Here is a 22,062-nt window from a genome sequence, read left to right as displayed (position 1 = left end):
AAACCTTAATTAGGCGTGTGCTACAGCTTCAAAGGTTACTTTGCCCATCTTGTCCATGACTTCCTGCGCCTCAGCGAACATGGTGGTGATCATCTCTTCCACGGTGGTAATTTGGTTGACCATCCCGCAGATCTGTCCAGCCATTACGGAGCCAGTATCGGTATCTCCTTCATATACAGCTCTGCGCAGCGAGCCCAGGCTTAAGCTCTCCAGCTCCTCACGCGATGCCTTCTCATTCTCCATTCTTAGGAATTCGGCAATCATGCTGTTCTTAATGCTTCTTACAGGTCCGCCCAGACTGCGGCCGGTTACGGTTGTGCTGGTATCATCGGCGTTGATAACCGCCAGCTTGAAGTTCTCATGTGTCGGGCATTCCACAGTTGCGAGGAACCGGGTTCCAACCTGAACCCCCTGGGCTCCGAGTGCAAAAGCAGCGGCAATCCCGCGTCCATCGGCAATCCCGCCGGCCCCGATTACCGGAATCGATACCGCGCTGGCGACTTGCGGCAGCAAGGCCATCGTCGTAGTTTCACCAACATGTCCGCCAGCCTCCGTTCCCTCAGCTACAATCGCATCGACACCGAGCGCTTCCATTTTCTTGGCGATTTTGACGGAAGGGACTACCGGAATCACGATAATGCCATGCTCCTTCAGAACCGGCATATAAGGAGCGGGGGTGCCTGCGCCTGTGGTTACGATCTTCACGCCTTCTTCTATAATAACCTGGATCAGCTCAGGAATATTGTTCATCATCAGCATCAGGTTAACGGCAAACGGCTTATCGGTGCTTGCTTTGGCCTTGCGGATCTCGTCACGGAGACGGTCGGCGGTGAATCCGCCGGAGCCGATGATGCCCAGCCCGCCTGCGTTGGATACAGCGCCTACCAGCGGAGACACGGCAATCTGAGCCATACCGCCCTGGAAAATCGGATATTTAATTCCTAACAGTTGTGTAATCGACATTATAATTACCTCCATATATTAATAAATTTTTTAAGCCGCCTTAGCCACTTCCGGCTCGGGCTTCTGCTTGTTCTCCATCGCTTTGTAGACGAAGGTTAAGGCGAAGCCGACCAGGGAGATGACCAGCGCGATGTAAAAAGCATTCGTGAAGTTGCCGTCATTGGCTGCCGCTACACTGCCGGCAATTCTCGGTCCAAAGAATGCGGCTCCCGAGTAGCCGATGAAGGTGACACCGTAGTTCACGCCGTAATATTTCATGCCGAATTTCTCACCGACAATGGACGGGAAGATGCCCATCGTTCCGCCGAAGCATAAGCCGATTCCGGCAATGGCGACAGCAAATCCGGCAACAGAAGAGGATAAAGCAATCGTGAGCATCATAGCTGCAATGACAAGGTAGATCATCAGCAGGCATTTCACCCGGCCGATTCTATCGGACACTGCGCCCCAGAATACACGGCCCAGACAGTTGCTCAGGGAGTACAAGCTGACATAGAGCGCTGCGGCGGCTGCGGTTAAGCCGAACATTTTTTGACCGATAACAGATGCGTTCGAGGTCACCATCATACCAGACAGGGCGCCGATCAGGAACAGGCAGGCAATCACATAGAATATCGGCTTCTTAATCATCTCGTTCCACCGGATGTTGGCTCCGCCCTTTACAGCTGCGGCAGCCGGAGGCGTCCAGCCCTCAGGAGCATAACCGGCAGGAGCAGGCTTCACCAGCAAGCCAAGGCCCAGAATAACCACCAGGAAAGCAATACCGAGCGTAATTAAAGCAGATTGTACACCATTGCTAGTGATCAGCGCATTAGCGATAGGAGCGATAGCGATGGTGCCGCCGCCATATCCGGCGGTAACGATCCCCGCTGCCAGCCCTCTTTTATCCGGAAAGAGCTTGACGCTGTTCCCGATGGTCGAGGAATACACGATTCCCTGGCCAATCCCGGTAATGACGCCATAAGTGATATACAGCATCCAAGGTGCAGTAGCCAGACCCGAGAGAATGAAACCAATCCCGAACATTGCACCGCCGATGAAGACCGCCTTCTTGGCCCCGCCTTTATCCACCAGCTTGCCGCCCAGAATCATCGGAATCGGGGAAATCGCCCCATTAATTGTAAAAGCAATCATAATAACCGGCATCGTCACATCAAATACCTTGGTCAGCGGCAGTGCAAAAATACTAAAAGCATAAATCGCGCCTACACAGATGTTAATAATTGTTGAGGCAATGAGTATCCTCCAGCGGTTCAATTCTACGTTCATGATCTCATCTCTTTTCTGATATGGTTTATGATTAGAGCTTGCTAATGCTTACACTTCCTGCAGCACCCGGTTCTTATCGGCGATAATCGACTTCAGCATGCCCCAGTTCTCTTGGAACATAGCCGCGTCCATCTCCTTCAGATTCGGTGAAATGACCGGCTTGAAGTCCATCTGATCCAGAATCTCTGTCTGCAAGTCAATGCCTGGCGCGATTTCGGTTAAGGTCATTTTCCCGTTCAGAAGTTCAAAGACAGCGCGCTCCGTAACATACACAACCGGCTGCTGTACCTTGGCGGCATAAGATCCGCTGAAGGTGATCTGCTGTACCTTTGAGATGAATTTCTTGGCCTTGCCCTCTTGAATGATGTGCAGCTTACCGTTCTCTACCTTGATCTGCAGCCCGCCCGCTGTAAAAGTACCCGCGAATACCAGCTTCTTCGCCGCCTGAGAGATATTGATGAATCCGCCGCAGCCCGCAACGCGTGTGCCGAATTTACTGACATTCACGTTTCCCGACTCATCCGTCTGGGCCAGGCCAAGGACCGACAGATCAATGCCGCCGCCGTCATAGAAATCGAACTGGGAATCATGATCTACAATCGCCTCGGAGTTGTAGGCATGCCCGAAATCCTTCAGACCTGCGGGAACACCGCCAATCGAGCCTGCCTCTGTCGTCAGAATCAGTTGGTCGTCCACGCCCTCTTCAGCAGCAATGTTCGCTACATTCACCGGGATGCCGACGCCGAGATTCAGAATGGTATTCGGCTGAAGCTCGACGGCTGTGCGGCGGGAGATGATTTTGCGTTCATCCAGCGGCAGGACTTCAATCGAATCCACAGGCACTTTCACATGACCGGAGAATGCCGGGTTATACTGCGTATTCTCGGTCTGGTAATGATTCTCCGGGGTGGACACGACGAGGTAATCTACCAGAATGCCCGGCACCTTCACATCCTTCGGATTCAAGGTGCCGTTCTTGGCCACGGTCTCTACCTGGGCAATCACGATGCCGCCGGAGTTGCGGACCGCCTGGGCAATCGGCAGCACCTCCATGTGCAGTCCTTCTTTTTCCAGCGTCAGGTTGCCGTTCTCGTCCGCTACGGTTCCGCGGATGAGGGCGATCTGAATCGGGAAGGTCTTGTAGAACAGCCACTCCTCGCCTTCCAGTTCAATCACCTTCACAATGTCTTCCTTCGTAGAAGGGGACATCTTGCCGCCCTCCACGCGGGGATCGACGAAGGTCTCCATGCCTACCTTGGTAATCACACCCGGACGCTTAGCGGCAATCTCGCGGTAGAGCTGGGTAATGACTCCCTGCGGCAGATTGTAGGCTTCGCATTTATCTTCTTCGATCAGCTTAGCTAGCCCTGGGGAAGCGATGGCGATACCGCCAATCCAGCGTTTGATGAGGCCTTCATGGCCCAGGTGGCTCATGCCCTTGTCGCGGCGGTTGCCGACGGCACTGGCGTGCATCACGGTCAGATTCTTCGGTTGTCCGGTCTGCAGGAAGCGCTCTTCAATGGCGATCCCCATCTCTTCTGCCCAGCAGGATAATCCAAATCCGCTCGCTGCTACGGTGTCCCCGTCCTTGATGAGTTCTGCTGCTTTGGCTGCTGAAATTACTTTTGTCATTTCATCTGCTCCTCTTTATGTGAATTATTTCACTACACATATTAAAAAAATAATAGCCTTTCTGTGTGTCTCATTTTTGCTGATTTGCGAGACTGAATTTCCTTGTGAAACTTTTCTCAATGTCATCGTAATACAGAATAAAAGACCGGTCAATAGCTCCAAAATACCTTGAATTCAAGGCATTTTTCTGTTGTTTTTTTGCGACTGGCCTTGGCGGCTTCACAAATTGTTGGGGAGCTGTTCTCTTAATTCAAGCCTACTTAGGTTTGAACTCAAAGCTTGGCCGTCGCTGCGGTGAACATTTGGACTTCCGGCCGCTGCCCGCCATAAGATTTCTTGATTTGTACCGCTAAGTATATTTTCTGCGTTTCCGCGGGACCCGCCAGTCGCAAAATAACCACACTATTTTCTCCAGCCGGGCCGGATGGGCATTAAAATGAACAAGGTCCATGACCTATCCTGTCCGGCGGATCTGACAAAGGGTTGGAGATAAGACTTCAAGACATTTTAGCGTGGCCAAAAAAAATAAAATATTTTTCTTACGGAGGGTTTATTGCAGATTTGCAACAGCCAATCAGGATAAAGTCAGTTCAAAAAAGAGCCGAGGGGTTGTACACTATTGCTTGTATATGTTATATTCTGGACAATTTTAGCCAGAGGGGGAACGCTATCATGACGCATTCCATCAAACAGGCGATTGTTCAGGGAGAAACGTCGCTCGGAATTGAGTTTGGGTCTACGCGAATCAAGACTGTGCTGATCGATCACCATTTTGAAACGATTGCCTCCGGCACCTATGAATGGGAGAATCAATTCACTAATGGGTACTGGACCTACGATCTCAGTGAAGCAGTTCAAGGGCTGCAAGCAGCCTACCAGCAATTACAGCAAGCGGTTCAGCAGACCTATGGTGTCACACTGCAAACCGTCGGCTCTATAGGCTGCTCGGCCATGATGCAGGGGTATATTGCGCTGGACCAGGCGGGAGAGCTGCTCGTTCCATTCCGTACCTGGCGCAATGCTACCACAAGCGCCGCTGCATCGGAGCTAAGCAGGACATTCCAGTTCAAAATTCCAGAGCGCTGGAGTATCGCCCACTTGTATCAGGCTATTTTGAACAGTGAAGAGCATGTGGCCGGAATAGATTATCTTACGACTTTATCGGGTTACATTCACTTGCTGCTGACGGGCCGCAGGGCGCTCGGGATCGGGGATGCCTCCGGGATGTTCCCCATCGACGAAGCAACGAAGCAGTACAATGAAGAAATGGTGAAGCAGTTCACCACTCTAACTGCCGGCAGGGGTTATCCATGGAAGCTGCAAGATATCCTGCCTACAGTGTATACAGCTGGTATGAATGCAGGAAATCTCAGTGAAGCAGGTACCCGGCTGATCGACCCGTCAGGCCGTTTGCAGTCCGGTATTCCGCTATGCCCGCCGGAGGGCGATGCCGGAACAGGCATGGTCGCTACAGGCAGCGTCAGGAAACGCACCGGCAATATTTCCGTGGGAACGTCGGTCTTTGCCATGTTTGTGCTGGAGCAGAATCTAAGTGCGGCCCACCCCGAGATTGATATCGTAAATACACCGGAAGGCAGCCCGGTTGCTATGGTGCTTGCCAATAACTGCTCCAGCGATTTGAATGCCTGGGTCGGCTTGTTCCGTGAATTCTATGAGGCCATGGGCTTTACGCCAGACATGGACCAGTTATTCAGTGTCCTGCTGAACCAGGCACTGGAAGCGGATGCGGATGGCGGCGGCTTGCTGAGCTACGGTTACTATTCAGGCGAGAACATCACCGGAATTGCCGAAGGGCGTCCGCTATTCGTCCGTTCGCCGCAGAGCCGGTTCACTCTGGCTAACTTTATGAGAGCGCACCTGTATAGCGCCTTCGCTGCGTTAAGACTCGGAATGGAGATTCTGACCGGGCAGGAACGGGTAACTATTGACCGTATTTCAGCGCATGGCGGATTGTTCCGCACCCCGCAGGTTGGCCAGCGGATCTGTGCAACTGCTCTCAATGTTCCGGTCTCAGTCCTGTCTACGGCTGGTGAAGGCGGCGCATGGGGAATAGCCATTCTGGCCTCTTATATGAGGCATAAGGAGCCGAACGAGAGCCTGGCGGATTACTTGAGCTCTAAGGTGTTCTGTAACATGGAAGGACAGGAGGTAGCGCCTGACCCTGCCGATGTGGATGGCTTTGCCCGCTATATGGAGCGTTACACCAGCGGGCTGCCCATCGAGCAGGCGGCGGCAGAGCATTTACTGGAGAACCGGAAGAGAGGAGAATCTCTATGATGAAGAATAAAATGCTGTTTGCTGCATTGCTGGCGCTCGTGCTGCTGGCTGCGCCCACTCCCTTTGCTTACGCTAAGGCACCGGATGCTAAGGCATTGCTCAAGCAGAAGTTCCCTGGAGAAACGGTACGGTTGCTGAAGACCGCAGACCTGAATAACGATCAGAAGAAGGAGAGCTTCCTGCTCACCGAGTCGGGCAATTTGTATCTGGTGAACTCCAAGGGTGTAGTGGTGTTAATTGATAAGCAGATTATGGAGTTCGAAGAGGATGAAGCGGATATGCATATCTTTGCCGTCTCACCTACGGAGAAGCAACTGGCGGTTACCGTGGATTATCTGCCCTCGAACACCCAAGTCTCGGTCTACCGCCTGAACTATGGCACTCTGACCAAGAAGCTTCAGTTCATGGGCGATCAGGGAGCCGAGATCGATAAGAAGGGGCGCCTGCACCAATACTGGAAGGACTTCAAAGACGAGGGCGGCGGCTGGGACCTGGCAGAGGGGATCTTCACCTGGGACGCCAAGGCGGGCAAGTACAGAGCTACGGGCAATTACGTCTTGCAGTAGTATAAAAAGCAGCCATCCTCCCGGTAGCGGGGGATGGCTGCTTTTGTCTCACAAATACACAAACGGCTCCCTCGTATCTACGAATGTAACCGGAAGCCCGTCCACCAGCGGCGCCAGCCACTCGGCCATATACTTCATGCCCCATTCCTCGGAGCGCTCGTGACCGATCACGATCATCGCCTTGTTCATGCCCAGCATCGCGGCGTCATTGATGTAAGCACATAAGGTCCACTCCGTAATGTCACCGCAGACCATCACATCCAGATTCTTCTCCTGCATCAGCTCCATCGGCATCTGCTCCCGGCCCAGACCCAGACTGCCGCCGCCGACAAGGATACCGATACGGGAGCAGAGCGCCTCCGGGTTGCCGACGATCTGAATCACCTTCATACCCAGCCGCTGCTTCAGGAAGCCGGCCAGCCCGCCCACGGTAGTCTCCTCGATCAGATATCCCCAGGCGTCCTTGTCGTCCAGCTTCTTATCTGCCCAATCCAGCTCCTTCAGCAGTCCATCATAGATCCGGTCCGTATCCGCCAGATGCATATGGTCATGGAAGCGCCAGATTGTAATGCCGTGCTCCTCGATCAGCTTTTTTTTCGCCAGATATACGGGGTCCTGCTGCAGCCAGTCCAGCGTATCCTTGCCGGTATAGTAGGTTGGCTCATGGGTGATAATCAGGTTGGCGCGAGCCGCAATGGCTTCCTTAATGACCTCTACCGTGGCCATGAATGTTGTGACAATCCCTGTGACCTCCATCTCTTCACTGCCGCTCGCCAGCACATCACAGGTCTGCTCCAGCCTCCGTCCCCCGCAGCAATCGAGCAGAATCCGGTCAATCACCTCTTGCACTTTCATACGCTCATCTCCTTCATATTTAGCCTTTGACAGCTCCGATCACCACGCCGCGGGTCAGGTACTTCTGCATGAACGGCAGCACGAACAGCACCGGCACAATGCCCAGCACCGCCATCGCCATCCGCACCGCTGTACTTGGCAGCGAGACCGTGTCGGCTCCGAGCACACTCCCGGCCTGGCCGGAATTGAGGAACTGGATATTGCTCATGAGCTGCATCAGCAGATTCTGAATACCGTACAATTGCGGCTTAGATACAAAATATAACGCATTGATCCAGTCATTCCAATAGGCCAGGCCCATGAACATCCCGACCGTTGCCATGACCGGCATGGACAGCGGAAGCATGATGCGGAAGAAGGTCCGCAGCTCCGAGGCACCGTCGATCTGGGCAGCTTCGATAATCTCCAGCGGCACATTATTCTTGAAGTAGTTACGGACCAGCAGGACGTTGAACCCGTTCGCCAGCAGATTGGGCAGGATCAGCGCCCACAGCGTATTTTTGATATGGAAATACTGGGTCCACATGATGTACGAAGGCACAATCCCCCCGCTGAACAGCATGGTGAAGAACACGACAAAAGCCAGCGTATTGTGATATTTGAAATCAGACCGCGACATTGGATATGCGAGCATGCTTGTTATAAGCAGTCCAATGGCGGTTCCAAGAATCGTCACCAGAAAGGAAACCCCGTATGCTCTGATGAAAATATACGCCGAGGACTTAATGTACCGGTACGCCTCCAGGCTGGTATGCTCCGGGAAGAAGCTGTAGCCGTTGCGGATCAGGGCCGTCTCCTCCGTGAACGAAGCAATTACAATCAGCAGGAAGGGCAAAAAAGCAAAAACCGTCAGCAGGATCATCACGACCGCAGAAAACACCGTAAACGTTCGTTCTCCTCTTGTTTGGATCATCCGAATTTCCTCCTAGAACAATGCGTTTTCTGGATTGACCTTTTTGACGATGGCATTGACCGTAAGCACAAGTGCAAAGCCGACCAGCGACTGATACAGACCGGCGGCAGCCGACATTCCGATATCATTGAGCTGCATCAAGGCTCGGTAGACATACGTATCAATCGTCTGGGTAGTGCTGTACAGCGCACCGGAGTTCATGGGCACCTGATAGAACAAGCCGAAGTCAGAGTTGAAAATCCGGCCCATCGACATCAGCACCAGCACAATAATGGTCGGCTTCAGCAGCGGCAGGGTAATCATGCGGATCTGCTTCAGCTTCCCGGCACCGTCGATTTTGGCTGACTCGTAGATGCTCTTGTCAATTCCGGCAATCGAGGCAAAATAAACAATCGATCCGTAGCCTGCCGTCTTCCAGATCTGTATAAGAACCAGCAGGTAAGGCCAGTACTTCGCTTCGGAATACCAATTGATCTCCGGGATGCCCAGCGGACGCAGAATCGAATGGTTCACGAACCCGCTGTCGGCATTCAGAAAAGCGAAGACGAGCAGCGAAAGCACGATCATCGAGATCAGGTTCGGCAGAATCAGCCCGGTCATGAACAGCTTCGAATACAGCTTATTCAGCAGCTCCGACATCAGAATGGCAATGATAATGGAGACTATAGTTCCAAGCGCGATAAAGGCCAGATTGTACAGCAGCGTGTTGCGGGTCATAATCCAGGCGTCACTGGTCTGGAAGAGAAAGGCGAAGTTCTTGAAGCCGATCCAGTCGCTGCCGAAGATGCCCTTCGCATAATTGACATCCTTGAAGGCGATGAATACCCCGAACATGGGGAAATAGCTGTTAATGAGAAAATACAGCAGGCCTGGACCCGCAAGTATAAGGAGCGGCAATGTTTTTTTGAGCGGCTTGGATGGGGACTTGCGTCTGGCAGTCATGCCGGTTCACCTCCATGGCCGGGGGCAGAGCCTCAGTTACTGCTCCGCCCACAGCGCATTCATATAATAATTATTGCTGTTGCGCGGCAAGCCACGCATCCAATTGCTGCTGCTTGCTGTCAATAATAGCCTCTGCACCTGCATCCTTCAGCGCACTGATGAATTTCGGAATGATGGTCTCCGGGTCCACCGATCCGCTGACGAGTGCCGGCAGGAACTGGCTGACCACGTTATTCACAGCACTGATCTGCGTCTTCACTTGGCCCTGGTCGAAGATGAAGCCGAAATACGGCGATCTTGCGGTATCCTTATTCTCCTTCAGCTTCAGCTCGACATCCGACCAGTCAATTCCCTCCAGCTGATACTGGAGCGATTCAGAGCCTACGATCCCTGAGCTAAGCATGGCTGTATAAGGCACCGTATTGGCGTCCATGCCTTCAGGGAATTTCACATGATGCTCATCTACCTTGAGGTAATCCTCCCCTTCGATTCCGAAGAGAATGGTGTTAATCAGCTCCTTATCCGTGTAGAGCAGGTTCAGGAACTTCACAGCGGCCTCCGTTTCCTTCGAGGTGCTGGAGACCATCCAGGTTACCGAGTTCACGGCGCTTGTATCGAAATAAAATGGGGCGATGCGCTTCGTCTCAATATTTTTGCCGACCTGCGCACTCAGCTGCTTGCCAACCTCCATGCCGCTGTAGCCGCCCAGGAAAGAGAAGCCGCGCCCGGAGGACACCATCTCCATGGCTGTAATGGTTGTGGTTGCGGTATCCTTCTGCAAATACCCGGCCTCGAACCAGTCTCTCATCATCTGAATTCCGTTCTTGAAGACATCCGATTCGTAGAAGTTAACGACCTTGCCGTTGTCACCGATCACCACGCCGACCCCGGTCGTATCGGTCAGATAATCCACCTTGCTTGCCCCCTTCATCCAGTTCACAAGTCCCGTATCCGTCGGATTCACGTTGATCGGGCCAAAGGGAACCACATCCGGCAGCTTCTGCTTCACCGCACCGAACACGGCAGGCAGATCCTCTACCGATTGGATGGAGTCTGCTGCTACGCCCGCCTCTGCCAGCATATCCGCGTTGTAGATGATATTGGTCGGCAGCGCCATCCCTTTATTCACCGGAATGCCGTAGATATGTCCGTCCATCGTGGTGGTTTTGAGAATATCCGGCCCGAAATCCTTGTCCAGAATGGCCGTCAGCTCTTTGCCGTGTTCGGGAAGCAGCTCTTCTAGCGGAGCTACCTGGCTCTTGGATACATAGTTGGAGAATTGTCCGAGGGTGGTGAAGACATCCATCTTCTCCCCGCTCTGAAGCGCAAGATTGACCTTCTGGGCATAATCCGCCGGGCCGAAGAGACGGAAGTCCACCTTCACCCCGATCTTCTCCGTTGTGATGGCGTTGATCGCATTCGTTACCTTGCTGAGATCATCGGGAATCCGGTTGAAGGAGGGCAGCGCGAATACAATCTCAGCCACCTTGGCCTTAGCTTCCGTATCCCCGGAATTCTTGGACGATGTATTGGAATTGCCGCCGCAGGCGGAGAGCAGCGAACCGCAGATTACCATGGACAGCAGCAGTGAACCTAACCCCTTGTTCTTCATTATCATCATGCCTCCTGTTCTGTATTTACACTCTCATTGTAGCGGTCCTGGAGGGGGGCGGTCTTTCAATAATACGGGCTGTTTTTATAAAAAACCGCACTGGGCGGGTAGCGAGGATGCCCGGCTCTGCCTAGCTAATTAGCTCCCTGGGGGATGACGGCAGAACGCCCGGCCTTGGCAAACAAACAAGTGGAAAAACAGTCAGTCAATCAGCAGGATGCTGCACACCTTAGGCATGATACCTGCCTGCTCAGCAAGAAGCCCCGCCTCCGGTAGGAGAAGCGGAGCTTCGTAAGCATAAGGGTCATCATTATCATGACTATAAGGCGGATTTGTGCCTCAAGCGGTAGGCTGCCGGGGTTTCGCCAGTCCATTTTTTGAATACGGTGGAGAAATAGGAGAGGGTATCGAAGCCGGTATCCATGGCAATCTCCCCGATGCTCGCCGTGCTCTCGACCAGCCTCTGCTTCGCCGCTCTGATCCGGCAGTCGTTCAGGTACTCCTTCACAGTCTGGCCGGTCCCGATCTTGAACACCTTGGCCAGATAATCGGCGGTCAGATATACGCTGGCTGCTACATCCTCCCGGCTCAGATCCTGGGTATAGTGCTCCTGAATGAACCGCTTGGCCCGCTCGACAACCCCTTCGGACTGCAGCACCTCCTTGATGGCATCCACCGTCTTGTCCGTCAGCGCCTGTGCCCATCTCATGAAGTCGAACACACTGCTCTCGGCATCCTGGGCCAATTGCTGACTGAGCTCGCCCTCGAAAAGGCGGTGCGCCTGAATATGGTGCCGCGCGAGCAGCGAATACACTACCTGAAGCAGGTCCTCGCGGATCGAATGAAGCGTGGCCGCATCCAGCTTGTTCAGACTCGTCAGCAGCTCCAGTTCTTTCTTGAGCCGGTTCACAATCTGCGCCTTCTCCTTCTGGACGAACAGCAGCGTGAACAGCTCCGTATCCAGGGTGAAGCGCTCAGTCAGATCCACATGGAAGGGCTTATTCGGCAAATGCAGCTTGCCCCGGAAAATAATATTCGACTCGTCTGCCTGCTCCAGCTCCGTCTTAAGCTGCGCCAGGCGGGAGATCGCCGCAGGCTCACTAAAGTAACAGGTAGCCGTACATTTCAGATACTGCCTCGACAGCCGGATGATCTCTCCGGCGTCCGCCTCCAGCTCCTTCATATCCGCCGGACTCTCGGCAATGATCGCATTGTAGAATACTTTATCCACCTGATAGGCAATCATCCGTCCGCAGCCCACCCGGCTGCTGAGAATTTCCGAGACCAGATTCGAGAGAGCATAATGGAAGATACTCTCATCCCATTCCCGTTCAATCTGGGAGCGGGGAACACTTACCAGCAGCAGCCTATATTCCGCATGCACCTGAACGGACAGCTCCCGCTTCTGCACCTCACTCTGGATCAGCTCACGCCGGGGAGAGATCGTCGCCGTCAGCACATCGCTCCAGAAGCTGCGTTCTATCAGGTCCTGGTTCTTCAGCCATGCATGGCCGAGCTTGCTGTATTCGCCTAACATGATTTTGTTCTTCAGCGTATCCATTGACTTACGCAGCGCTGCCTCCAGCTCCTGCTTGTCCAGCGGCTTGACCAGATACGAGTCGGCGTCATACGAGATCGCCTTGGAGGCGAAGGTGAAGCTCTCATGACAGGTCAGGAAGATAAATCCGCCTTCATAATGACGGTCTCTGGCCCACTTGATCATATCAATGCCCGATCCGCGCGGCATTTCAATATCACAAATAATCAGATCCGGCTCGCCGTTCTCGAATAGTTGCTTCGCATCCTGTATATTATGAGCGGACAGCACTTCCGTAATTCCGTATTCCTCCCAATTCACAATGCCGCGCAGCGCTTCAATTGTAGGAATATCATCGTCAATCAGCATACAACGCATATTATCCTCCCTCTAAGCCGGGCTGGCTCCATTCCGTTGGCTTCACAGGAATCCACAGCTCAACCCTGGCACCTGACGACTGGTTGTTGGACAGCTTCAGCAGATCCTCCCGTTTATAGAGCAGTCTGAGAGTCTTACGGATATTGGCAATTCCCACTCTGCCTCCGTTCTCCCCTGCCTCTTCGCGTTCCGGCTGATCCAGCCATTCAGAAGCGAAGCCTGCCCCGTTATCTTCAATGACAATACTGACAAATGAACTATCATCCCGCTGCTCCATCCGCACTCTGATGAAGATAGACAGCAGTTCCTGAACGAACATAGCATGCTTGAACGTATTCTCCACAAAGGTCTGAATCATGAACTGCGGAACCGGTACCTGCCGGGCTTCCTCCTGGATCTCAATCATGAAAAAAATCTGCTCAGGATAACGGATCTCCTGCATCCGGATATAATTCTCAGTATGCCGGATCTCCTCCTCCATCGCCACTTCCATCAGCCCCCCTCTGAACATATACCGGAGATGCTCGGAGAGGCAGTGGATCAGCGTGCGGATCTCCTCGTTTTTATTCTGATAGGTTAGGCTGGTGATCGTTGAGATCGCATTCAGGAAAAAATGGGGCCGGATCTGCATCTGCAGATACTTGATCTCGGCGCGGCTGATCTCGATCTGTTCTTCATAGGACTGGATCTTCAGATCCTTGATCTCACTGACCATGGACTCCAGCGCATGGAACAGCTTCAGGAATTCCAGAGAGTAAGGGGTATTCTGCGGAATCTGGTATTCCAGCTGCCCCTGCTCAACCGCCTTCGCCGCCTTCACCAGCTCCAGAATCGGCCTCAGTACATCCCTCGTCAGGAATCTCAGCACCAGCGGCACCACGATGACCGAGAGCACCGCCAGCAGGGCGATCCCCCACTGAATCAGCTTCAAGCCCGAGAACAAGCTGCCTTTGGCAACCATTTGGGTCATCTGCCCGAACTCGCCGATCGGTTCCGATACAATCAGGGAATCCCGCTTATACTGCCTGCTTAAGCTATCAAGCGTCGTCTCTCCTTCCTGCAGAGAGATATTACTCGCTGCCAGTATAGTTCCCTTCGAATCACTGAGCACATACCGGTTCTGATCATTCCCACCCCTGTCGACCATTGCCAGCAGCGTGTCCGCTTTCACCAGCGTTCCGAAGCTGACCCCTGAATACGAAATATATTTGAACAAGTAGGACTCGCCGCGGATCTGGAAGACCTTCCATTCCCCGCTGTTTTCTGCCGGAGCCGTACTGAATGTATGCATATTGATAAAATCCACCAGAGCCAGCTTATCCTCCGATTGAATCCGGCGGTTGAACTGCTCCAGCACCAGCTCATCCGAGAGCCTGATGAACAGGCCGTCGCTTGAATTATCGCCTGCCATTTTGGCTTGAAGGCTATTCTTGAGCTGCTGGACCCTGAAATACCGGCTGTTCTCATCCATCCCCGCCGAATTCACCGCAGCATCGATGTTATGGTCGAATACCTCTATGAGGTCCTTGGAGAAATTGTTGAAGTTATTATGAATGTTGGCCTGATAGAGGGCCAGAGTATTACGTGAGCTGGTCAGTGCATTGCTCCGCACCACCTCCAGGGAGTAGATGTTACTCAGAACAAGGATGGACAGCAGGATCGCAAGAATCACTGTCATCTGCAACGAAAATTTGAACACGATACTGTTGGTTCGGATCATCCCTGCCTCTTCCTTTCCCCGGAATTCAGCACGCCCCTGAGCCGATACCTTCTTAGGCCAGACCCAGGGGCGTATAAGTATGCAATTTGCTGTTGATTACGTGAACATGATTCGCATTGGGATAGCCGTGACTCGCCACTTTTCCCAATTATTATTCAGCTCACAGGAGCAGCCGCCCAGCTTAAAGCAGCTTCAATATGCTTATCCCAGTACATCCAGTTATGGTCGCCTTGGCCCTCTACATAGTAATGGGCAGCCTGCTCGCTTTCCAGGAACTGATGGAACCGGCGGTTCACATCCAGCAGCATATCCTCGGTTCCGCAGGCCATGTACAGCTCCGGCAGGGCAAGTCCCTGCGCCTTCACATCACGCACCAGCTGCTCGGGGTCCTTGTCGCTGCCAAGCAGCTTGCTCAGATCGCCGAAGACGCTGGCATAGTAGGAATAACTGGCAATTCCGTCTTTATAGTCTGGGGCAATATTGGCTACTCTATACGGAATTAAGGCCGAGGATAAGGCAATAATCCGGCCGAAGCGCTCGGCGTATTTCAGGCCGTTGCGGATCGCACCGTAGCCGCCCATCGATAAGCCGCCGATCCAGGTATCCTCTCTGGCTGCTGATAGCGGGAACAGCTTGCGGGTGAAGTCTACCAGCTCCCTGCCGATATACTCACCGTAATATTCTTCCCTAAGCTCATCATTGACATAGAAGCGGTTCTCTCCGGCCGGCATGAATACTGCCACCTGATGCCTGTCCGCCAGCTCCCTGATCCTGGAGAAGTTCAGCCAGTCGTTCTGGCTGCCGGAGAAGCCGTGCAGCAGATAGAGCGATTTCAAAGGCTGCCCCGACCAGGCAGGTAATCCCCAGCCCTCCGGCAGATCCACCGGCAATATGGCCTGGATCGTGACCTCCCGCTTCAGACTTGCCGAGAACAGGCTGATTTGCATTGTAGCCATCATCATTCCCCCTTAACGAATTCGAATCAGACCCAGTATACCGCTTCTTGTCCCTGCTGATCTATATATTCGATAACAGTCTTATAATTCTGCAGGTTAATATGCAGCCGGCAATATGCTGTTCCTTGCTCCCACATCAGCCTGATTTCATCCGCCTCTGCCTCCAGCACCCGGAAGGTTCCATTGAAGGCGCTATACTCATTGCGGAAGCGGATCAGCTTCATCAGCCGCTGCACAACCTCGCGCTGTGATTCGGCTTCAATCTCCTCCAGCGTATAGTTATGGCGGTTAATCTCCCGGCCTTCTCCCGTCAGGGCGACCTGCTCCAGATCATTGCGTCCAGCCAGCAAGCCTACATAATAGACCTGCGGAATACCCGGCGCGAAGAATTGAATCGCTCTGGCTGCCAGATACGCATCGTCATCCTCGTTCAGTGCACTGTAATACGTGCAGCGGATCTGATGGACATCGAAGCCATCCGGCGCTTTATGCTCCTCGGACAGAATCAGGCTTAGGTTCGCCCCGCGCTCCACGCAGAGATCCACCAGCTCCCGCGCTTCCTTCGTATCGATCAGACCATCCAGATCCGGCTTCACCGGAACACCGTCATGACAGTCCAGCATCGTGAACTGCTGATGCGGGCGGGTCCGCAGATAGTCGTACAGCGCCGTATTGGATCTGCTAGTAAGCGCCTCAAGCACGCGGTAAGGCAGAATGAAATCATAGATCCAGCAGCCATATTCCGATAGCTTGGTCTGGATACTGTGGTGAGCATGAACCTCCGGCAGCAGCTCTATGTCCAGCGAATCCGCCATCTCCTTGATCCAATCCAGGAATTCATAAATTTCCGGCTCCACATAGAAACAACTGGTGCCCAGCTTCTTGATCACGTACCCGACTGCATCCAGCCTGACGATCTTGACCTTCTGCTCTTTGAAGTTCAGGAAGAACTGCCGCAGCAGGTCGCGGGTAAGCGGAGAATGGATATCCAGATCAATCTGTTCGGAAGGATCGGTTTTGCCAAAAGTGGTCCAGACCTTCTCTTCCTCCCCTCCGGAGGTTGTGAAGGTAGAATACGGCAGCGGCCGCCGCAGGAACATCTTCCCGATATCCGCACGCACAGGCTCCCCATTCTTCCAGATTTTGTCCAAAGTAATGAACAGATCCGCATATTCAGAAGACCGGCCATGCTCCAGGAAGTCCTGGAAATACGGCGATTGCCTGGAGATATGATTGACCATCAGATCCACCAGCACATCGAATTCTTCCCCAAGGCTGCGGATGTCCTCCCAGGTGCCGAATTCGGGCTCGATCTCCAGATACGTCAGCGGCGCAAAGCCGCGGTCCCCCGAAGAAGGAAAGGGCGGAAGGATATGAATCCCCCCGGCAAACAGTCCGGCGAAGGGACCTTGGAGCACCTGATGCAGCTGCTTCAGGTCTCCCCCCAGCGAATCGGGATAGGTAATTAACTGTACTTGATTCTTCAGTGTCATCTTAAGAAGCCTCCTACAGGTTGAATAGTTGCTTAATGACTTCAAGCGCAGGCAGATCGACTACCGCACCCGTGAATTTCAGTTTGTATGCGCTGACAGCAAATCCAAGCTCCAGCGCCTCTGTGAGCGTATACCCTTTGATCATAGCTGTATAGAATCCGGACCAGAAGGCATCCCCTGCTCCAGTCGTATCTTCAATCTGCGTAGCCTTGGTGGCAAACGATATCGTTTCGCTGCCGGTGGAGACGAGTGCCCCGTCCTTGCCCAGCGTCAGAATGACCAGCTTCGCGCCAAGCGCAAGGAATCTGGCGATCTGCTCCTCCGGCGTGCCGGGTCCGAACAGACGCTCGGCGTCATCCTCGGAAGGCTTGATGATATCCACCTGCGGGATGATGCTTTTGACATAGGCTACGCCGTCCTCCCCCTTCTGCCAAATCGAGGGATGATAGTTGGGGTCGAAGCCGATCAGCACCTTATGCTTCCTCGCCGTCTCGATCACCCGCTCTACCGCCCTACGGGACGGGTTCCTTGAGATCGGCCAGCACGAGAAGTGGACAATGCTGGATTGAATCAAGGCTTGCTCCAGTGCCTCATTGTACTCCAGCCGGTAATCCGCCGCACGGTAAAAGATTGGAACCGGTGTAGCCTGACTCTTCGTAATCACCACCATACTGGTAGAATCATCGACCTGCTGGATGCCGCTTGTCGCCATTCCGGCGCTCTGCAGCCGGTTCATCAGAAAGTTGCCCAGGCTATCCCTGCCCACCGCCGAAGCCACATGCGACCGGATGCCCAGCTTCCCTGCATTAATGGCAATATTCGAAGGCGATCCGCCAAAATAACGGGTATATCCATCACATACCGTGTCCTCGCCATACTCATTGGAGATCATATCCACGAGCAGCTCGCCCACTGTTAACACATCGTTCGCCTGTTCTTCAAACCGTATTGTCTCTCCGAGTCTAAACACCCGTACTCCCCCTTGGCACTCCAATATCCTTGCGTCCTATTCATTCTATGGTTTCTGAGTACGCAATACTTTCAAAAACCCGTCCTCTTTTTACAATTTAAGAGTTCAAGGCTCTTGCTAAGGCATGGATATAGCCTTCTCTGGCTCTGCGGGCGACCTCGGCTGCAGGAACGACATGCTCGAAGCCATGATAGCCCCCCGGGTAGAGATGAAATTCCACTTCTACACCGGCCTGTGCCAGCCGGGCCACATAGTCAATCGTCTCATCCCGGAACGGGTCGAGCTGTCCGACGCAGGTATAGGCGGGCGGAAGCCCCGCCAACTGATCCGCACGGCCGGGTGCCGCATACGGGGAGGTGTCTGCGCCTCCCGCAGGGCCGCCCAGGTACATCTCCCACGCTGCCAGATTGTTGGCCCGGTTCCACACCGCAGGATGCGTCACCTCATAGCTGGAAGGTGTAATGTTGCGGTCATCCAGCATCGGGTACAGCGGAAGCTGGAAGCAGAGGGCAGGGCCGCCCTTATCTCTAGCCATCAGGGCCAGGGCCGCCGCCAGACCGCCGCCTGCACTGGCGCCACCTACGGCAATCCTGGCCCCGTCAATCTGGAGATCATTCCCCGGATCTGCAAGCCACACTAATGCCGCGAAGCTGTCTTCCACCGCTGCCGGGTACGGATGCTCCGGGGCAAGGCGGTAATCGGGCGACACGACAACACAGTTGGCCGCTATAACAAAGCTCTCGCATAACGCATCATCGCCGCTAGGCTGGCCCAGAATATAACCCCCACCATGAGTCCACAGCAAGGCAGGCAGCTTATGCTTACTCCGCTTCGCCGATTCATAGATTCTGATCCGCACCGGCCCGGAACCGGCAATCAGGACCCGCTCCGTAATGCGGACGCGGTCCGACGGTTCAGCAGGCAGCGGGGCCATATTCCGGGCTGCGGCCAGATCCCCCGGCAAATGCAGCGGCGGCAGGCCAGCGATCCCTTCCCTTAATTCCGGGGCTACGCGGTGAATGAAATCCATGTATTGTTCCTCCATATCGTTCGTAGTGAATGAATCCTGTGTACGTTCATCATGTGGTTCCCTTCTCCGCTAACCGGACGGGAAGAATGGTCTCCAGCGGGACCGGCTCGCCGGCAATCTGCTGAAGCAGATATTGAACAGCCAGCTCACCCATCTTTTTAATCGGCTGTACGATGGTAGTCAGATCCTCCGCATCCATGGCGGCAATTCCGTCATAGCCTACGACCTTGACTTGACCGGGCACAGCTCTGCCCAGCCTTCTGCATTGCTTCAGCACCTGCAGCGCCAGCATATCGCTGCTCGCGAATACACCGTCCAGCTCAGGGCGTTCCTCGAAAAGACTGCTAACCAGCTTCTCGTAATCCTTATACTTGAATCCGTTAAGATCGGTTTGCCGGACAGTATATTCAACCTCTTGTCCACTGACCTGCTCCAGGAAGGCGTCATGCCTTTGCTTGGCCAGCAGACTCAGGCGCAGATTCCCGCTGAGATAGGCGATGCTCCGGCATTTTTTGCGCAGCAGCAGCCGGGTCGCCAGCACTCCCCCCTGATAGTTATCAGAGGCAATGAACGGAATTGACTTAGAGATCTGCCGGTCCAGCGACACCAGCGGCAGGTTGATCGACTTGTAATCGTTCACGCTCATCGTATGGCTGCCCATGATAATGCCGTCAACCCGGCTGGCCCGCAGCAGATCGATATACTCTTTCTCTTTTTTCTTGTGATGCAGGGAATTGCACAGCATAAGCTTATAGCCTTGTTCATAGGCATAGGCCTCAATATGCTTGGTTACCTCCCCGAAGAACGGATGGGAGATATCCGGCAGAATCAGGCCGATTATATTGGACTTCTTGCGCAGCAAGGAGCGTGCCACCTCACTCGGATGGTAATTCAGCTCCTCCATGGCATCGTTCACCTTTTGCTTCAGACTCTCACTGAGGTATCCCCGGTTATTAAGCACACGGGAGACGGTAGTGACGGAGACGCCGACCTTCTCGGCAACATCTTTGATGGTTACAGCCATCCGTACCTCCTGACCCGGGTCAGCCATCCTGTTCAGCGGAACAGGGCAAGGCTTTATGTTAACCGGTTGAAATAATAGGGCAGCAGCAGCTTGAAAACTATAATGAACATCGAGGGCCTACTCCTACTCCTACTCCTACTCCTAAATTCAAGTGGGTAATTGTATTTCCTGCAACAGAAAACGCATAGCTGACCGTAAAATGAGATTCTATTGTATTTCATACATTGGAATATCGTTTTTCGGGAGAAAATGGGCCTTTTTCCAACATTCAATTGTACGGAGTACAATAGATTCTATTTTAAAGCCTTTTTTGCAGCATTCTATTGTACAAACTACATTTGCTACCGTTCCAGCGCCTACAGCATCCGAATTACTCTTGCGCGAATACTCACGATGCTAACTCTGATGCTCTAATAGGGCAGCGTCAGATTTAAATGCTGGATTGGATCAGCAAGACGAAACCACCTACTATTGTATTCGGTTTAATACGAAAATAAAAGTACCGGAAAATGCGCAGCAGAACGGGTTTTGACAAAAAAAGACCCACCGCCCCAAAAAAACGTTTCGTTTTTTTTGAAAAAGGGAAGACTATTGGATAGGATTTAATTGCACGCTATATCCTAACTGCTGGATATAGTTCACGTACCTATCTAACGTGTTTTTCTTGGACGTCTCATCGCCTAGTGAGACGTCTATTTCTTGGTATGACCTCTTCTCCCGCATCAGGGCATGGAGGATTCGAATCAGCAAATGCGCGGTGGCGACGTTTGCTTTTTTATCGCCTCTTCTCTTACGTATTCGTCGAAAAAATTGGCCGATCCGGTTCGAGGAGCGAGAGTTCGCCCAAGCCGCCTGACACAAGGCCCCTTTCAGATGCTTGTTCCCTTGCATCGTTTTTGACTTTCTTCGCTTTCCCGCGCTTTCGTTGTTCCCTGGACACACCCCCGCCCATGATGCAAACTGCGCATCACTCGGGAACATTTCCGCGACATGCGGCCCCACTTCGGCAAAGATGGTCACGGCAGACGTCCGCTCAATTCCTGGAATGGAGTCAATTTGTTCAATCACCTCCAGGTACGGTTCTGCCTTCGCCTCGATTCGAGCTTCCAGCTCCGTGATCCTTTTCTCCAAATAGACCAAGTGGTCCCAGTGGTCTCGAATCATCTCGCGGTGATGACGGCGCAACTTGCCATTGAGCGCGTCTAGCAACTGCGGAACTTTCTTTTTCAAACGGGTTTTGACCAGGTTTTTAACGGTCCCTTCGTCGATGACCTCGCCGTCCATGATCTTCTGGAGCAGGCCCCGTCCCGAAACCCCATATAGATCGGACATAAAGGTGGTTAGCTTAATGTTGGCATCCTGCAGGATTTTGTGAATGCGGTTTTTCTCCGCCGTCACCGCCTGCACCATCTTACTCCGGTAACGGGTCAAGTCTCGCAAATCCCGGATGTCTTGTTCGGGCACCATACTGCCTTCAATGAGCCCGCAACGGTGCAATTGCGCTAACCAGCGCGCATCTTGCATGTCACTTTTTCGACCCGGCGTATTCTTTACCCGCTGGGCGTTGGCCAAGACCAGATCACAACTGCCCTCTAAGATGTTCCATACCGGTTTCCATAACACGCCCGTACTCTCCATCACCACCTCCCGACAGCCTTGTTCACTCAGCCAATCTTGCAGGCCTAGCAATTCTTTGGTTGTCGTCCCAAAGGTTTTCAGGTGACATTGGGGTTTCTGTTCGATCGGTCCTTTCAACACGCAGGCCACAACGGTTTCCTGGTGCACGTCCAGACCGGCGCAACACATACGTACAGCATCCATTCCAATCATCCTCCATCGTCAGCTTACAAATCATGCGCTCGAGTGAGTGTAATTTAATACACGTACTTTTGGGGGCTACAATA

17 protein-coding genes are annotated in these 22,062 nt (G+C 53.3%); 2 read left to right on the top strand and 15 right to left on the bottom strand.

Annotated elements, in window-relative coordinates; translation table 11 throughout:
* Positions 1-9: 9 nt before the first annotated feature.
* The 3 genes from NSU18_RS29055 to NSU18_RS29045 are packed head-to-tail and all read right to left on the bottom strand — an operon-like array spanning position 10 to position 3,864.
* Complete coding sequence (locus NSU18_RS29055; RefSeq protein WP_341017727.1) at positions 10-963, bottom strand: DUF561 domain-containing protein; 954 nt, start codon at positions 961-963, stop codon at positions 10-12.
* A gap of 30 nt (positions 964-993) precedes the next feature.
* Positions 994-2,232, bottom strand: coding sequence for an L-lactate MFS transporter (locus tag NSU18_RS29050; RefSeq protein ID WP_341017726.1), 1,239 nt, complete (start codon positions 2,230-2,232; stop codon positions 994-996).
* Between the two features lie 48 nt (positions 2,233-2,280).
* Positions 2,281-3,864 (bottom strand): acyl CoA:acetate/3-ketoacid CoA transferase, encoded by a 1,584-nt coding sequence (locus NSU18_RS29045; RefSeq protein ID WP_341017725.1) that lies wholly within the window; start codon positions 3,862-3,864, stop codon positions 2,281-2,283.
* Positions 3,865-4,536: 672 nt separating this feature from the next.
* On the opposite strand from NSU18_RS29045, the gene NSU18_RS29040 reads away from it, so the two are divergent.
* Entirely contained in the window at positions 4,537-6,162 is a 1,626-nt protein-coding gene (locus NSU18_RS29040) for a xylulokinase (RefSeq protein WP_341150695.1), read from the top strand.
* A complete protein-coding gene (locus NSU18_RS29035) occupies positions 6,159-6,728 on the top strand; it encodes a hypothetical protein (RefSeq protein ID WP_341017722.1) in 570 nt (189 codons plus the stop codon). Before NSU18_RS29040 ends, NSU18_RS29035 begins: the two co-directional genes overlap by 4 nt.
* 48 nt (positions 6,729-6,776) lie before the next feature.
* Here the strand turns inward: NSU18_RS29035 and NSU18_RS29030 are convergent, their stop codons facing one another.
* From NSU18_RS29030 to NSU18_RS28975, 12 genes are all read right to left on the bottom strand, one after another.
* Positions 6,777-7,583: a Nif3-like dinuclear metal center hexameric protein gene (locus NSU18_RS29030; protein ID WP_341017721.1), complete on the bottom strand. Its 807-nt coding sequence runs from the start codon at positions 7,581-7,583 to the stop codon at positions 6,777-6,779.
* A gap of 19 nt (positions 7,584-7,602) precedes the next feature.
* Positions 7,603-8,496: a carbohydrate ABC transporter permease gene (locus NSU18_RS29025; RefSeq protein WP_341017720.1), complete on the bottom strand. Its 894-nt coding sequence runs from the start codon at positions 8,494-8,496 to the stop codon at positions 7,603-7,605.
* Between the two features lie 12 nt (positions 8,497-8,508).
* On the bottom strand, positions 8,509-9,438 hold the full coding sequence (locus NSU18_RS29020) for an ABC transporter permease (RefSeq protein ID WP_341150694.1): 930 nt from the start codon (positions 9,436-9,438) through the stop codon (positions 8,509-8,511).
* A gap of 70 nt (positions 9,439-9,508) precedes the next feature.
* Positions 9,509-11,050: an ABC transporter substrate-binding protein gene (locus tag NSU18_RS29015; RefSeq protein WP_341150693.1), complete on the bottom strand. Its 1,542-nt coding sequence runs from the start codon at positions 11,048-11,050 to the stop codon at positions 9,509-9,511.
* Between the two features lie 319 nt (positions 11,051-11,369).
* The gene (locus NSU18_RS29010; protein WP_341017715.1) at positions 11,370-12,965 is read right to left on the bottom strand and encodes a helix-turn-helix domain-containing protein; all 1,596 of its coding nucleotides are present in this window, start codon (positions 12,963-12,965) and stop codon (positions 11,370-11,372) included.
* A 1-nt stretch (position 12,966) separates the two neighbouring features.
* Positions 12,967-14,685 (bottom strand): sensor histidine kinase, encoded by a 1,719-nt coding sequence (locus tag NSU18_RS29005; protein WP_341017714.1) that lies wholly within the window; start codon positions 14,683-14,685, stop codon positions 12,967-12,969.
* A gap of 155 nt (positions 14,686-14,840) precedes the next feature.
* Positions 14,841-15,641 (bottom strand): alpha/beta hydrolase, encoded by an 801-nt coding sequence (locus NSU18_RS29000; RefSeq protein WP_341017713.1) that lies wholly within the window; start codon positions 15,639-15,641, stop codon positions 14,841-14,843.
* Positions 15,642-15,667: 26 nt separating this feature from the next.
* Positions 15,668-17,134, bottom strand: coding sequence for a sucrose phosphorylase (gtfA, locus tag NSU18_RS28995; protein ID WP_341150692.1), 1,467 nt, complete (start codon positions 17,132-17,134; stop codon positions 15,668-15,670).
* A gap of 13 nt (positions 17,135-17,147) precedes the next feature.
* Positions 17,148-18,104, bottom strand: coding sequence for a carbohydrate kinase family protein (locus NSU18_RS28990; protein ID WP_341017710.1), 957 nt, complete (start codon positions 18,102-18,104; stop codon positions 17,148-17,150).
* Positions 18,105-18,201: 97 nt separating this feature from the next.
* On the bottom strand, positions 18,202-19,134 hold the full coding sequence (locus NSU18_RS28985) for an alpha/beta hydrolase (RefSeq protein WP_341150691.1): 933 nt from the start codon (positions 19,132-19,134) through the stop codon (positions 18,202-18,204).
* A gap of 49 nt (positions 19,135-19,183) precedes the next feature.
* Positions 19,184-20,158, bottom strand: coding sequence for a LacI family DNA-binding transcriptional regulator (locus tag NSU18_RS28980; RefSeq protein WP_341017707.1), 975 nt, complete (start codon positions 20,156-20,158; stop codon positions 19,184-19,186).
* Between the two features lie 588 nt (positions 20,159-20,746).
* The gene (locus tag NSU18_RS28975; RefSeq protein ID WP_341148273.1) at positions 20,747-21,979 is read right to left on the bottom strand and encodes an IS110 family transposase; all 1,233 of its coding nucleotides are present in this window, start codon (positions 21,977-21,979) and stop codon (positions 20,747-20,749) included.
* Positions 21,980-22,062: the final 83 nt, after the last annotated feature.

It is taken from the genome of Paenibacillus sp. FSL H8-0048 (assembly GCF_038002825.1).
Lineage (GTDB): Bacteria > Bacillota > Bacilli > Paenibacillales > Paenibacillaceae > Paenibacillus_AQ.
Note: the sequence above shows the minus strand (reverse complement) of the source record. Positions and strands in the feature narration are given on the sequence as shown.

Excerpts from the sequence above, each read along its gene's own strand:
- NSU18_RS29045 (WP_341017725.1), bottom strand. The coding sequence starts at position 3,864 with ATGACAAAAGTAATTTCAGCAGCCAAAGCAGCAGAACTCATCAAGGAC.
- NSU18_RS29010 (WP_341017715.1), bottom strand. The coding sequence starts at position 12,965 with ATGCGTTGTATGCTGATTGACGATGATATTCCTACAATTGAAGCGCTG.
- NSU18_RS29025 (WP_341017720.1), bottom strand. The coding sequence starts at position 8,496 with ATGATCCAAACAAGAGGAGAACGAACGTTTACGGTGTTTTCTGCGGTC.
- NSU18_RS28985 (WP_341150691.1), bottom strand. The coding sequence starts at position 19,134 with ATGGATTTCATTCACCGCGTAGCCCCGGAATTAAGGGAAGGGATCGCT.
- NSU18_RS29035 (WP_341017722.1), top strand. The coding sequence starts at position 6,159 with ATGATGAAGAATAAAATGCTGTTTGCTGCATTGCTGGCGCTCGTGCTG.
- NSU18_RS28975 (WP_341148273.1), bottom strand. The coding sequence starts at position 21,979 with ATGGATGCTGTACGTATGTGTTGCGCCGGTCTGGACGTGCACCAGGAA.
- NSU18_RS29000 (WP_341017713.1), bottom strand. The coding sequence starts at position 15,641 with ATGGCTACAATGCAAATCAGCCTGTTCTCGGCAAGTCTGAAGCGGGAG.
- NSU18_RS29040 (WP_341150695.1), top strand. The coding sequence starts at position 4,537 with ATGACGCATTCCATCAAACAGGCGATTGTTCAGGGAGAAACGTCGCTC.
- NSU18_RS29005 (WP_341017714.1), bottom strand. The coding sequence starts at position 14,685 with ATGATCCGAACCAACAGTATCGTGTTCAAATTTTCGTTGCAGATGACA.
- NSU18_RS28980 (WP_341017707.1), bottom strand. The coding sequence starts at position 20,158 with ATGGCTGTAACCATCAAAGATGTTGCCGAGAAGGTCGGCGTCTCCGTC.
- NSU18_RS29020 (WP_341150694.1), bottom strand. The coding sequence starts at position 9,438 with ATGACTGCCAGACGCAAGTCCCCATCCAAGCCGCTCAAAAAAACATTG.
- NSU18_RS29050 (WP_341017726.1), bottom strand. The coding sequence starts at position 2,232 with ATGAACGTAGAATTGAACCGCTGGAGGATACTCATTGCCTCAACAATT.
- gtfA (WP_341150692.1), bottom strand. The coding sequence starts at position 17,134 with ATGACACTGAAGAATCAAGTACAGTTAATTACCTATCCCGATTCGCTG.
- NSU18_RS29055 (WP_341017727.1), bottom strand. The coding sequence starts at position 963 with ATGTCGATTACACAACTGTTAGGAATTAAATATCCGATTTTCCAGGGC.
- NSU18_RS29030 (WP_341017721.1), bottom strand. The coding sequence starts at position 7,583 with ATGAAAGTGCAAGAGGTGATTGACCGGATTCTGCTCGATTGCTGCGGG.
- NSU18_RS29015 (WP_341150693.1), bottom strand. The coding sequence starts at position 11,050 with ATGAAGAACAAGGGGTTAGGTTCACTGCTGCTGTCCATGGTAATCTGC.